This window comes from Candidatus Galacturonatibacter soehngenii (assembly GCF_008830185.1).
GTDB classification, from domain to species: domain Bacteria; phylum Bacillota; class Clostridia; order Lachnospirales; family Lachnospiraceae; genus Lachnotalea; species Lachnotalea soehngenii.
The window spans coordinates 408,555-421,853 of record NZ_WAGX01000005.1 but is presented as its reverse complement, the minus strand read 5'-3'; the positions used below and the strand labels follow the sequence as shown (position 1 = coordinate 421,853).

Sequence of the window (13,299 nt, the reverse complement as noted above, 5' to 3'; positions counted from 1 at the left end):
TTGCAGGAGGGGAGCCACAAGGCTTCCTTTCGTTATATAGCCAGAAACGATTAAAAACAAATATGTTATTACTATTAAATATTTTAATATTTATTTACATTTTATAAAACTTGCAGATTAATGAGTGGAAATGTATTATAATAAAAAAATAGTATAACGAAAGGGTATAAGATATGAAGAAAAAAACATACATACGTGCTTTTAGAAGAGGGTTTATAATTGGTACTATTTTAATTATAGTGTTTATATTAGTACCATTCTTTGCACTTTTTCCAAAATATCAAGAATATACAACAAAAGCAAAGCAAGATATCGAATCCATGGGAGATGAAGCTTTTTATTCTTCTTTAACGGGATATATATATGATGATGAAGGTAATATCATTAAGAAAATTAAGAACGAAAAAGATACGAATTATTTAAGCTACGATGAAATACCAAAAGAGGTCATCAATGCATTCATAGCCATTGAGGATAGGACTTTTTGGACGAACAGTGGTGTGGATTTAAAAGGAATTCTACGTGTTATTTATAATTACGTTCGTACTGGCGGAGAACAAATGCATGGTGCAAGTACGATTACCCAACAGTTGGTTCGTAAAGTCTATATTACCAGTGAAGTTACATTGGAGAGAAAATTAAAAGAAATGTGTTATGCAATGGAATTAACAAAGCATTACACAAAAAAGCAGATTATGGAATATTATGTGAATAATATTTATTACATGAATGGTTATTATGGAATTGAAGCTGCAGCAAAAGGATATTTTAATAAGTCCGCATCAGAATTAAGTTTGAGTCAAATGGCCTATTTATGTGCAATTCCTAATTCGCCGACCTACTATGACCCGATTAAGAACCCAGATAATGCTTTAACAAGAAGAGATAAAATTTTAAAAGACATGAAGGAAATGGGTTATATTAAGGAATCGGATTATCAAGCTGCAACTACAGAAGATATTGTTTTAGATATGAGTGCTAAAAACATTGAATCCAATCCTTATGCAGCAAGCTACGCGATCGATTGTGTGACCAGATACTTTATGGAACGCAATGGATTTGAATTCCAATATGTATTTGATAGCATGGATGCTTACAATACATATCTTGAAAATTATAATGTAAGTTATGAAGAGGCAAGAAATGAATGGTATAAGAGTGGATATCAAATCCATACTTCACTCAACTCGAATATGCAAGAAATTTTGCAAGAATCCATTGACTCGGCTTTAAGCTTTAGTGAGGATGTGAATGAGAATGGAATCTATTCGTTGCAAAGTAGTGCAACTTGTATTGACAATGAGACCAATAAAGTAGTTGCAATCATAGGTGGTAGGTCTCAAGAGATTACAACATATTTAAATCGAGCTTACCAAAGTTATCGACAGCCAGGAAGTGCAATAAAGCCGCTTATAGTTTATGCGCCTGCTTTAGAGATGGGTTATAATCCAGACAGTACAATTACGGACATTAATATTGACACATGGAAAGCATCAAAAGAAGTGACAGGAAGTCCGATTGAGTTTCGTAACGCCGTCGAACAATCAAAAAATGGTGCGGCATGGGGACTAATGCTAGAAATCACACCGAAAAAGGCATTAAGCTATTTACAGAGTATGAATTTTGCAAAAATAGTACCAAATGATTTTTATGAATCTGCATCCCTTGGAGGACTTACTTATGGTGTATCTACCGTTGAAATGGCAAGCGCTTATAATACACTCGTGAACAAAGGAGTGTATACACAACCAGATTGCATTGTATCAATCATAGATAAAGACGGAAAAGAAGTGTATGAAGACAAAAGACAGACCAGACAGGTTTATACAGAAAATGCAGCGATTGGAATGATTGATGTTTTAAAAGGTGTTATTACCAAAGGTACTGCTAGGTCAGCTGGATGGTCAAGTAAGACACAAGCAGCAGGTAAAACAGGAACAACAAATGACAATAAAGATGGTTGGTTTAGTGGTGTGACACCGTATTATACGATTTCAGTGTGGGTTGGATATGACAATCCAAAGGCTATGACAGGACTATACGGAGCCTCCTACCCATTAAAAATCTGGAACAAAGCAATGAGTGAGTATATCAAAGATTTACCGGCTAAAAGCTTTGATGGTACTTTTGAGCAAAATGAAGAAGAGTTGTCTAATTATGATGATGCAACAGATAGCGATTTAGCTGTTGCCGAATCCGTTCAAGAGATTATAAATAATATGTATGCCATTAATACGGCCGATCCAAACTGGCCAGCTTATGCAAATTCAATGTATGACAATGCAATGATAAAGGTAAATCAAATTTCTAGCGATACCTTAAGAGCTGAGATGAGTCAAAAGGTTAGCGAAGCATTTGGCTCTCTTTCCGAATAAGATAGACCAATATCGGTTACAAAACGAATGTTTTGTAACCGATTATTTTTGTGATTCAGTCACAAATAACTTTGTCCTTATGTGCCAGTCTGGAGGAAGAAGTAGTAATGCCTGTAGAGTTTTAAGAAAAGAAGACTATCATGTAATTAACGTATACAATTTTACTTATGAATCGACAAGTATTATAATAGAGATATTTGGAGGTAATGATTGTGAGAGAAAATTTGAAATTTTATGCAACGTTATTTTGGTCGACCTTTTATATCAGCTTATTTACCTTTGGAGGGGGATATGTGATTGTACCCTTACTAAGAAAAAGATTTGTAGATAGGTATCACTGGATTGATGAGGAGGAAATGATTGATTTGATAGCGATTGCTCAAGCATCACCAGGACCGTTGGCAGTAAATGTTGCTATATTAGTTGGGTATCGATTAAAAGGGGTAGTTGGTTCAATTGTAACAATTCTTGCGACTATTTTACCACCATTTTTCATATTATCCATAATTTCTACGATATACTCTTCTTTCATAAAAAACACTTATATCAATGGTATGTTAAAAGGCATGCAGGCAGGAGTTGCTGCGGTGATTTTATCGGTTGTACTCGACATGGTAAAAGAAGGCAAGGAAGAAAGAAATAACACATTTTATATTGTCTTGGTAGCTGCTTTTTTAGCGTCCTTTCTTTTTCAGATAAATGTAGCCTTTATCATTATTGGAGCAGCTTTCACTGGAGGAATAAATGAATATCAAAAGAAGAGAAAAAGAAGTGGTAAAAGATTATGATTTATATAAAGATATTTTGGAGTTTTTTTCAAATTGGTTTATTTAGTTTTGGTGGAGGGTATGCATCGATGCCCCTTATTCAAAACCAAATCGTTGACCTTCATGGGTGGTTAAGTATGAAGGAGTTTGCAGATGTTATAACAGTATCTCAGATGACACCAGGTCCGATTGCCATAAATAGTGCTACCTTTGTAGGGCTTCGTGTTGCAGGTGTTTTGGGAGCCGTTGTTGCAACCGCTGGCTGTATCTTGCCTTCCTGTATCATAATTATGATATTGTCTACTTTGTATTATAGATATCGTGGACTTTCCATGATACAAGGGATATTAAAAGGATTAAGGCCAGCTGTAATTGCTCTTGTTTTATCAGCAGGACTTTCTCTATGCCAAGCTTCATTTGGTCTTGAAAGACAGGATTTACTTCGGTTTCATTCAATCGATTATGCATCTATCGTCATTTTTACCTTTGCATTGATAGGCCTAAGAAGATACAAGGCAAATCCAATCTTCATTATGCTGTTATCAGGTTTGGTTGGTATGTTAGTATTTTCCTAATTGGAACAAAAGTGTCGTGGTAATTAAAGTTTCTCTATTTCTTCACTCTTGCCATCTGTATGTACGGTATGTATAATAGTAATAGTTATCAGTTAAAATAGTTGTTTTGTGATAGAAAGTAGAGGGCAAGGATGACAAAAAGTAAAATTGGTGAAGTAATAAATGCTATGATTTCTTATTATAGCGGTGATGTTCGTCGAATCAATCATTTTTTAAAGGTTTATAGCTTTGCAAAAACCATTGGAGAGATGGAAAATCTAACAGAAGAAACACAAAACATTTTAGAAATAGCAGCAGTTACACACGACATCGGTATTAAAATAAGCGAACAAAAGTATAACAGTTGTGCTGGAAATTACCAGCAGATTGAGGGCCCTCCAGAGGCAAAAGAACTATTATCTTCATTGAATATTGAGAGTGAAATAATTGAGAGAGTGTGCTATTTGATTGCACACCATCATACGTATCACAATATAGTGGAAATGGATTATCAGATATTGGTGGAAGCAGATTTTCTAGTAAATGCGTATGAAGATAATATGGATGATGTAGCGATTGAAAAGGTAAAAAATAAACTTTTTCGAACGGAAACTGGAAAAAAATTATTAGAACAAATGTATATCAAACCTTTGTAGTAATAACAAAGCAAATCTATTAACAAACCTTTTCTTGCTATTTTTTTGTAAATTAGTTAAAATGATATATATTTCATTATTTTTGTACTGAAAGAAGTCACAAGGCTTACCTACAACAAATAAGAGGGGATTAAGATTATGCAAGAAAGAGAACAAGTACATATTCATAAAAGATTGGATGGTACTACATATGAGCATAGTCATATGGATAAGGAAAACAAAGGGCATAATCATAATCACAGGCATACAAAGGCTGTTATCAACCGATTGGCTCGTGCCAGTGGACATCTGGAATCAGTTCGTCGTATGGTAGAAGAAGGAAAAGATTGTAGTGAAGTTTTGATTCAACTTTCGGCGGTTATTGCAGCTCTTAATAATACAGGTAAGGTGATCTTAAAAGACCATTTGGAACACTGTATCGTAGATGCTGTGGAATCAGGAGATAAAGAAGCCATTGATAATCTTAATAAAGCGATTGATAGCTTCATTAAATAATCAAAAGTAATGAAATGTATAAATCCATAGGACAAGAACAACTATGGTAAAACAATACAACAAAGCAGAGTAGAATTTTGTGCGTTAAGTGCCAAGTGAACAGGGAGTTGTCATTTGGACGAAAAGTGAAAACTTGCGGTACGAAGTTCGCATCCCGCTGCTACATAGTGAGGCTTATATTGCCTTTTTTATGTAGTATTAGGAAATTACTGCAACAAAGGAGGCAATTTATGAATAAGCTACTAAGAGTAAGCAAAGAAACCTTGTACGAGTTTAAACAAACAAGAAATGTCATTTTTTGTGGGTTAATGGCTGCAATTGCTGTTATTCTAACCTTTATTACAACCATTCAAATTGGACCGTACATAAAAATTGGATTTTGGGGAATTCCTAACAGAGTAATTGAATTACTGTTTGGACCTATTGTCGGAGGGATTTTTGGTGGTACACTTGATATCATCCGTTATTTCGTAAGACCGACTGGACCTTTTTTTGTAGGATTTACAATCAGTGAAATTGCAAGTGGAATCATTTATGGTATCTTTCTTTATAAGAAACCAGTAAAATTGACACGTATAGCAATTGCAGGTTTGGTTGATAAAGTAATCGTAAACTGTATTCTTAATACAATTTGGCTAAGTATACTTTATGGCAAAGGATTTATGATATTGATTTCAGCCAGAGTAATTAAGAATCTGATTATGTGGCCAATTGATACAATCATTTTGTTTATTATACTAACCTATACCGTTAAATTAATAAAACCCCACATGAAGTAGTGTCTAAAGGTTTAAATCGTAATCATACAATTGAATTTTATGTGACTAAATCACAGAAAAACGTACTGAAATATATTAAAATATAAGTAGGACAAATTAGTTGTTTTGTGATAGAAAGTAGAGGGCAAGGATGACAAAAAGTAAAATTGGTGAAGTAATAAATGCTATGATTTCTTATTATAGCGGTGATGTTCGTCGAATCAATCATTTTTTAAAGGTTTATAGCTTTGCAAAAACCATTGGAGAGATGGAAAATCTAACAGAAGAAACACAAAACATTTTAGAAATAGCAGCAGTTACACACGACATCGGTATTAAAATAAGCGAACAAAAGTATAACAGTTGTGCTGGAAATTACCAGCAGATTGAGGGCCCTCCAGAGGCAAAAGAACTATTATCTTCATTGAATATTGAGAGTGAAATAATTGAGAGAGTGTGCTATTTGATTGCACACCATCATACGTATCACAATATAGTGGAAATGGATTATCAGATATTGGTGGAAGCAGATTTTCTAGTAAATGCGTATGAAGATAATATGGATGATGTAGCGATTGAAAAGGTAAAAAATAAACTTTTTCGAACGGAAACTGGAAAAAAATTATTAGAACAAATGTATATCAAACCTTTGTAGTAATAACAAAGCAAATCTATTAACAAACCTTTTCTTGCTATTTTTTTGTAAATTAGTTAAAATGATATATATTTCATTATTTTTGTACTGAAAGAAGTCACAAGGCTTACCTACAACAAATAAGAGGGGATTAAGATTATGCAAGAAAGAGAACAAGTACATATTCATAAAAGATTGGATGGTACTACATATGAGCATAGTCATATGGATAAGGAAAACAAAGGGCATAATCATAATCACAGGCATACAAAGGCTGTTATCAACCGATTGGCTCGTGCCAGTGGACATCTGGAATCAGTTCGTCGTATGGTAGAAGAAGGAAAAGATTGTAGTGAAGTTTTGATTCAACTTTCGGCGGTTATTGCAGCTCTTAATAATACAGGTAAGGTGATCTTAAAAGACCATTTGGAACACTGTATCGTAGATGCTGTGGAATCAGGAGATAAAGAAGCCATTGATAATCTTAATAAAGCGATTGATAGCTTCATTAAATAATCAAAAGTAATGAAATGTATAAATCCATAGGACAAGAACAACTATGGTAAAACAATACAACAAAGCAGAGTAGAATTTTGTGCGTTAAGTGCCAAGTGAACAGGGAGTTGTCATTTGGACGAAAAGTGAAAACTTGCGGTACGAAGTTCGCATCCCGCTGCTACATAGTGAGGCTTATATTGCCTTTTTTATGTAGTATTAGGAAATTACTGCAACAAAGGAGGCAATTTATGAATAAGCTACTAAGAGTAAGCAAAGAAACCTTGTACGAGTTTAAACAAACAAGAAATGTCATTTTTTGTGGGTTAATGGCTGCAATTGCTGTTATTCTAACCTTTATTACAACCATTCAAATTGGACCGTACATAAAAATTGGATTTTGGGGAATTCCTAACAGAGTAATTGAATTACTGTTTGGACCTATTGTCGGAGGGATTTTTGGTGGTACACTTGATATCATCCGTTATTTCGTAAGACCGACTGGACCTTTTTTTGTAGGATTTACAATCAGTGAAATTGCAAGTGGAATCATTTATGGTATCTTTCTTTATAAGAAACCAGTAAAATTGACACGTATAGCAATTGCAGGTTTGGTTGATAAAGTAATCGTAAACTGTATTCTTAATACAATTTGGCTAAGTATACTTTATGGCAAAGGATTTATGATATTGATTTCAGCCAGAGTAATTAAGAATCTGATTATGTGGCCAATTGATACAATCATTTTGTTTATTATACTAACCTATACCGTTAAATTAATAAAACCCCACATGAAGTAGTGTCTAAAGGTTTAAATCGTAATCATACAATTGAATTTTATGTGACTAAATCACAGAAAAACGTACTGAAATATATTAAAATATAAGTAGGACAAATTAAATAAAATGATTGACAAAGGAGAATTCATATGAGTGTACTAAAAATAACAAAAAATAATTTCGATTCAGAAGTAATGCAATCCGATAAACCAGTTTTATTAGATTTTTGGGCAGATTGGTGTGGACCATGTAGAATGGTTGGTCCAGTGGTAGATGAGGTAGCAGAGGAATTAGGAGATTCGGCAAAAGTTGGTAAAGTGAATGTGGACGAAGAGCGTGATTTGGCTCAAAAATACAACGTAATGAGTATTCCTACTTTGGTTGTAATCAAAGATGGAAAAGTAGTACAAAGTGCAGTTGGAGTTCAATCCAAACAAAATATTTTAGCAATGATTCAATAAAATTCAATCTGTGTTAAGGGATGCTCCCCCTTGTAGTTATTACAAGGAGGAGTATTTTATATCATAAAATAGTATATTATATTATCGTTTGTGATATAGTCACAGAGATAAATGAAATTATCTTTATAATTAAAGTTGTCAAATATCAACTTACTTAGGTTGTGAAAAAAATAAGAGGAGAATGTTATATGGCAATTTTAATTCATCCATATGGTATAGGAATGGTTTTCTATCGACTTATCGTTGTAACAACAGTAATTGGAGTCGTATTATCTTTTTCATAGTATGAAAGGAGTTTTGAATGATCGCAGATATCGTAACAACGAATAGCATTAGTCTTATACTTGTTTTTTTAGAAGGAGTTTTATCTTTTTTTTCACCTTGTGTCATTCCGTTAATTCCAGTTTATATGAGTGTATTAGCTGGTAATGCAAAAAGAACAGATGAGTTTGGGACTGTTACATACGAAAGAAAAAAGGTTTTTGCACATACTTTATTTTTTGTTCTAGGAATTTCATTTGCCTTCTTTATATTAGGTATGTCTTTTTCAGTACTCGGTAATTTTTTTAGTAGTCACAAATTGTTGTTTACTAGAATAGGTGGAATTTTAATTATATTTCTTGGACTTTTTCAACTTGGTATTTTTGATTTTGCCTTCTTACAAAAAGAGAGAAAAATAAATATTAATTTTGCGAATAAAACAATGAACCCTATCATGGCACTTTTGATGGGATTTACCTTTAGCTTTGCCTGGACTCCTTGTATTGGCCCTGCACTTTCGTCAGTATTAATTATGGCATCAGGAGCCAAAACTGCAGCAACAGGTAATTTACTTGTTTTCGTATATGCATTAGGTTTCTTAATTCCATTCTTGATACTTGGTTTATTTACAACGCAAGCACTTAATTTCTTAAAGCGAAAACAACGTCTGCTTAAGTATGCGATAAAAGCGGGTGGAGTCATTTTACTTATTATGGGAATTATGACTTTTACTGGTTGGATGAATGGAATATCTAGTTATTTAAATTCGATAACTTTAAAGCAGCAAAACGTTGAAAAAGAAGTTGCTAAAGAAAATACCACAAAGGAATCGCAAACAAAGGAAACAAAACAAGAAAGCGAAACGGCAGAAGAAGAAGAGAGTAAAAATGAGACATTACCTGCGATTGATTTTACATTGACCGATCAATATGGAAACGAGCATACCTTATCAGATTACAAAGGTAAAGTGGTTTTCCTTAATTTCTGGGCTACTTGGTGTCCGCCATGTAAAGAAGAAATGCCTCATATTGAAGAGTTATATCAAGATTATAATTTAAATGAGGAGGACGTGGTATTTCTTGGAGTCACCAATCCCAAAAGTGACACTTATCCAAATAATCAGGATGTTACCAAAGAAGAAATCACTGATTTTTTACAAGAAAATGGATACACATTCCCAACGGTATTTGATGAAAGTGGAGAATTATTTCAGTCCTATTATATATCCGCATTCCCAACTACATTTATGATTGATAAAAACGGTAATGTGGCTGGTTATGTACCAGGTATGATGACAAAGGACATTATGCAAAATGTAATTAATCAGGTACTTGAATCAACGAATTAGAAGAATAAAAAAATGCTGATTTATGAAAGCAATCGCTTTTATAAATCAGTATTTTTAACCCTATGTTATATAAGTGCCATTAATTTATCTCGATCAATGATATGAATTGCCCCTCTGGATTGCTCTAGTATTCCTTGTGATTGAAATACCTTTAACATTCTTGAAACCACTTCTCTTGCACTTCCCACATATTTGGCAATTTGTTCTTGTGTTAAGTTTAAGTCATAAGAATTATTTTTTGCCATTTCATCCAGCAAAAAAATGGCAAGTCGCTTATCAAAGCGCATAAACAATATTTGTTCCATTGACCACATTACATCAGAAAAACGTTCAATTGCATTCTTATATGCAAAATTTTCTACATATATATTCTGGCTAGCAAGCTTACTAAAAGCTTGAATATTTAATAAATAAACTTCGGTATCAACCTCTGCTTCAATTTCTACATCAAAAGTAATGCTATTTAAAACACAAGAAGCAGATAAAACACATAAATCCCCCTCTAGTATTCGATATAAAGTAACGTCACGACCATCCTCTGATAAGATATAAACACGTAACTCACCCGTATGAACGAGAAGTACACCTAAGCACTCTCCATTTTTACTATATAGTTTACTACCTTTACGGTAGTTAATCTTTGTTATATTGTTTGAAAGTATATTTTTTTCATCACTGTCAAGTTTATCCCAAAAGCTTAAGCGAGATGTCACATAATCCAGAGCCTCTTTGTCAAGCATAGTAACCCTCCTATCTTTTTCCTTTTATTATAACAAATATTAGATAAAAAAACAGTATCATTCTAAGTGTTTAAGGGAATAATATGTAACAGTTCAGCCAGAGGTGGCATGGCTAAGCGTTGCAGTTAAAATCTAATAGATTTGTATGTATGAAAGATAAGAAAGACAGGGGAAATATGAAGGAATTAAAACAAGCCAATGAAAAGAAAGTAAAGTTAATACCTCTTGGAGGTCTTGGGAAAATAGGAATGAATATCACTGCTTTTGAATGTGACAATCAGATTATTGTTGTGGATTGTGGTATTTCATTCCCAGAAGAAGGAATGCTTGGAATAGATTTGGTCATTCCAGATGTTACATTTTTGATTGAAAACAAAGATAAAGTTAAGGGAATTTTTATTACGCATGGGCATGAAGATCACATTGGAGCCTTACCATATGTATTGAAGGATTTAAATGTTCCAGTTTACGCAACAAAATTAACGCTAGGATTAATTGATTTAAAGTTAAAGGAACATAATCTCATACATTCAACCAAAAGAAAAGTAGTAAAGCATGGACAATCGATAAATCTAGGTATTTTCCGCGTTGAGTTTATTAAGACAAATCATAGTATTGCAGATGCTTCAGCACTAGCAATTTTTTCACCTGCTGGTATTATCGTTCATACGGGGGATTTTAAGATTGACTATACACCATTGTTTGGGGATACGATAAACTTGCAACGTTTTGCAGAACTTGGAAAAAAGGGCGTCTTGGCACTTCTTTGCGATAGCACCAATGCACAAAGACCAGGATTTACAATTTCTGAAAAACTAGTAGCTAAAACCTTTCGCAATATTTTTTCTGAAAATAAGAAAAATCGGATAATTGTAGCAACCTTTGCATCGAACATAGACCGTGTACAACAAATTATTTATACGGCCTATGAGTTTAATAGAAAAGTTGTCATCCAAGGCAGAAGTATGGTAAATGTAATCCAAGTAGCATCAGAGCTTGGATACCTTACGATTCCAGATCAAACGATTATCGATGTGGATCAGATGAAAAGTTATACAGATGAACAGCTAGTCATCATTACAACAGGAAGTCAAGGGGAGTCTATGGCAGGACTTTCTCGCATGGCGGATTCAACTCATCGAACGATATCCATTAAACCAGGAGATCAGATTATATTTAGTTCCACACCGATACCTGGTAACGAAAAGGCGGTATCTAGAGTTATCAATGAACTTGCCATGAAAGGCGCAGAAGTGATATACCAAGATACTCATGTATCGGGACACGCATGTGAAGAGGAAATCAAACTAATCTATGCATTAGTTAGACCTCAATATGCGATTCCATTACATGGAGAATTTAAACATCTAAAAGCACAACAAAATTTGGCCCAAGCCATGGGGATTGAGAGTAAGAATATCTTTCTTTTGCAATCAGGTAATGTATTAGAGCTATCAGAAAAAGAAGCAAACATAGCAGGTCAGGTAAAAGCACGAGAAATCTACGTAGACGGGCTGGGAATTGGTGATGTGGGAAATATCGTTATCAAGGACAGACAGATATTAGCAGAAAATGGACTTATTATAATCATAATTGGATTACAAAAAACAACCAATCAAATCCTATCAGGCCCAGATATTATATCAAGAGGTTTTGTCTATGTAAGAGAGGCGGATGAGTTAATGGGGAAAATAAAGCAATTAGCATTTAAAAGTGTGGATCGGTGTTTGAGTAAAAATATTTCTGATTGGGGAAAAATAAAGACAGCAATCAAAGAAGATTTGAACGACTTTTTATGGAAGGAAATGAAACGAGCGCCATTAATCTTACCTATCATCATAGAAATAGACTCATAAAGTATCAACAAAAAAGCAGTCCTTAGGAAAAAGGACTGCTATACTTCTTTCTATATTTTGCAGGAGATTCTTGATATTTATCTTTAAACAAGCGAATAAAGTGAGCAGGGCTTTCATAACCAATTGTCTGACATATTTCTTGAATGGACAAGTTGCTGCTTCTTAATAAATACTCGGCACGACTTAATTTAGCCTCTTTTACCAAACTGATAAACGAAGTACCAGTATGCTCTTTTAGATAATTACTAAAATAAGCAGGAGCATAATGAAAATGCTTTGCTACACTTGTCAGCGTCACCTGGTCATAATGATTTTGAATATAGGTAAGGATACGAAAAAGCTGTTCGTTTTCCTTTGCGATGGGTGAAAAGATTTCTACGTGTGATTGATGAAGCCTTACGAGCTTTGCAAAATATACGCGGCATAAATTACTTAAAATATCAGTGCTAAATTCATCATCCTTATAATGCTCTAAAAACATATCAAATAAAAGGTTTTCTAATTCAAGATCCTTATTGGTATGAAACGTAATACAAGGCTGATGTTGTCTGGAATACAAATCACGTTGAAAAAAAGAGGATAAAATATTATCCTTTTTTAGAAATTCAAAAAACTGGTTTAAAAAGGTACCTTTTCGTATCAAGGCATCAATTATAATACTATCATCAAAAACCGACAAAGCATGTTTGACACCAGGTGCGATGATAAGGACATCACCCTCTATAATGGATTGGCTTGTATTTTGAATTTCATGTTTGGCACATCCAGAATATACATAAATCATTTCAAAAAACTCATGTTCATGTTGAAAGGCAGGCGTAAAACGATTATGTTTTTGAAGTACAATATTTTTGCTTACGTCTTGATTTTCTTGAAATAAGACTTGTTCAGAAAGCATTCGATTTTGATTTTCAAAAAATCCAGGAAGCCAAAGATTTTCTTTTGCAAAATCAGAAGCTTGTAAATCCTTAAGATACTCTTGTTTTTCATCTTCAGAATTCAATTCGTAATATGTCCGATATATTTGTTCATGTTTTGTATATTGATGAAGCTTTGTCATAAGCTCTTGTTTTGTCATAGAATCACCTCTACAAACAGTATGCCCCAAATCTTTAAAAAC

Annotated in this window: 14 protein-coding genes and 2 riboswitches; of the genes, 12 read left to right on the top strand and 2 right to left on the bottom strand. The window is 33.6% G+C overall.

Annotated elements, in window-relative coordinates; translation table 11 throughout:
- Positions 1–173 precede the first annotated feature (173 nt).
- From F7O84_RS09460 to F7O84_RS09405, 11 genes are all read left to right on the top strand, one after another.
- Positions 174–2,375, top strand: a complete 2,202-nt coding sequence (locus F7O84_RS09460; RefSeq protein WP_151144342.1) for a transglycosylase domain-containing protein — start codon at positions 174–176, stop codon at positions 2,373–2,375.
- Between the two features lie 206 nt (positions 2,376–2,581).
- Positions 2,582–3,163, top strand: a complete 582-nt coding sequence (locus tag F7O84_RS09455) for a chromate transporter (RefSeq protein WP_151144341.1) — start codon at positions 2,582–2,584, stop codon at positions 3,161–3,163.
- On the top strand, positions 3,160–3,717 hold the full coding sequence (locus F7O84_RS09450; RefSeq protein ID WP_151144340.1) for a chromate transporter: 558 nt from the start codon (positions 3,160–3,162) through the stop codon (positions 3,715–3,717). Before F7O84_RS09455 ends, F7O84_RS09450 begins: the two co-directional genes overlap by 4 nt.
- 131 nt (positions 3,718–3,848) lie before the next feature.
- Complete coding sequence (locus tag F7O84_RS09445; RefSeq protein WP_151144339.1) at positions 3,849–4,352, top strand: HD domain-containing protein; 504 nt, start codon at positions 3,849–3,851, stop codon at positions 4,350–4,352.
- A gap of 138 nt (positions 4,353–4,490) precedes the next feature.
- Positions 4,491–4,847 (top strand): metal-sensing transcriptional repressor, encoded by a 357-nt coding sequence (locus tag F7O84_RS09440; RefSeq protein WP_151144338.1) that lies wholly within the window; start codon positions 4,491–4,493, stop codon positions 4,845–4,847.
- A gap of 63 nt (positions 4,848–4,910) precedes the next feature.
- A riboswitch (THF riboswitch) is annotated at positions 4,911–5,009 on the top strand.
- Positions 5,010–5,077: 68 nt separating this feature from the next.
- Positions 5,078–5,626 carry a folate family ECF transporter S component gene (locus tag F7O84_RS09435; RefSeq protein WP_151144337.1) on the top strand — a complete coding sequence of 183 codons (549 nt, stop codon included), beginning with the start codon at positions 5,078–5,080 and terminating at the stop codon, positions 5,624–5,626.
- A gap of 130 nt (positions 5,627–5,756) precedes the next feature.
- A complete protein-coding gene (locus tag F7O84_RS09430) occupies positions 5,757–6,260 on the top strand; it encodes an HD domain-containing protein (protein WP_151144339.1) in 504 nt (167 codons plus the stop codon).
- Positions 6,261–6,398: 138 nt separating this feature from the next.
- Entirely contained in the window at positions 6,399–6,755 is a 357-nt protein-coding gene (locus F7O84_RS09425) for a metal-sensing transcriptional repressor (RefSeq protein WP_151144338.1), read from the top strand.
- Positions 6,756–6,818: 63 nt separating this feature from the next.
- Positions 6,819–6,917, top strand: a riboswitch (THF riboswitch).
- A gap of 68 nt (positions 6,918–6,985) precedes the next feature.
- Positions 6,986–7,534, top strand: a complete 549-nt coding sequence (locus tag F7O84_RS09420) for a folate family ECF transporter S component (protein ID WP_151144337.1) — start codon at positions 6,986–6,988, stop codon at positions 7,532–7,534.
- Positions 7,535–7,662: 128 nt separating this feature from the next.
- Positions 7,663–7,974, top strand: a complete 312-nt coding sequence (gene trxA, locus F7O84_RS09415) for a thioredoxin (protein WP_151144336.1) — start codon at positions 7,663–7,665, stop codon at positions 7,972–7,974.
- 301 nt (positions 7,975–8,275) lie between these two features.
- Complete coding sequence (locus F7O84_RS09405) at positions 8,276–9,583, top strand: redoxin domain-containing protein (RefSeq protein WP_151144335.1); 1,308 nt, start codon at positions 8,276–8,278, stop codon at positions 9,581–9,583.
- A 65-nt stretch (positions 9,584–9,648) separates the two neighbouring features.
- Here F7O84_RS09405 and F7O84_RS09400 read toward each other — a convergent pair whose 3' ends face one another.
- Complete coding sequence (locus F7O84_RS09400) at positions 9,649–10,323, bottom strand: Crp/Fnr family transcriptional regulator (RefSeq protein WP_151144334.1); 675 nt, start codon at positions 10,321–10,323, stop codon at positions 9,649–9,651.
- Positions 10,324–10,472: 149 nt separating this feature from the next.
- On the opposite strand from F7O84_RS09400, the gene F7O84_RS09395 reads away from it, so the two are divergent.
- Complete coding sequence (locus tag F7O84_RS09395; protein ID WP_243140853.1) at positions 10,473–12,179, top strand: ribonuclease J; 1,707 nt, start codon at positions 10,473–10,475, stop codon at positions 12,177–12,179.
- Positions 12,180–12,201: 22 nt separating this feature from the next.
- Here F7O84_RS09395 and F7O84_RS09390 read toward each other — a convergent pair whose 3' ends face one another.
- Positions 12,202–13,257, bottom strand: coding sequence for an AraC family transcriptional regulator (locus tag F7O84_RS09390; RefSeq protein ID WP_151144333.1), 1,056 nt, complete (start codon positions 13,255–13,257; stop codon positions 12,202–12,204).
- Positions 13,258–13,299 lie beyond the last annotated feature (42 nt).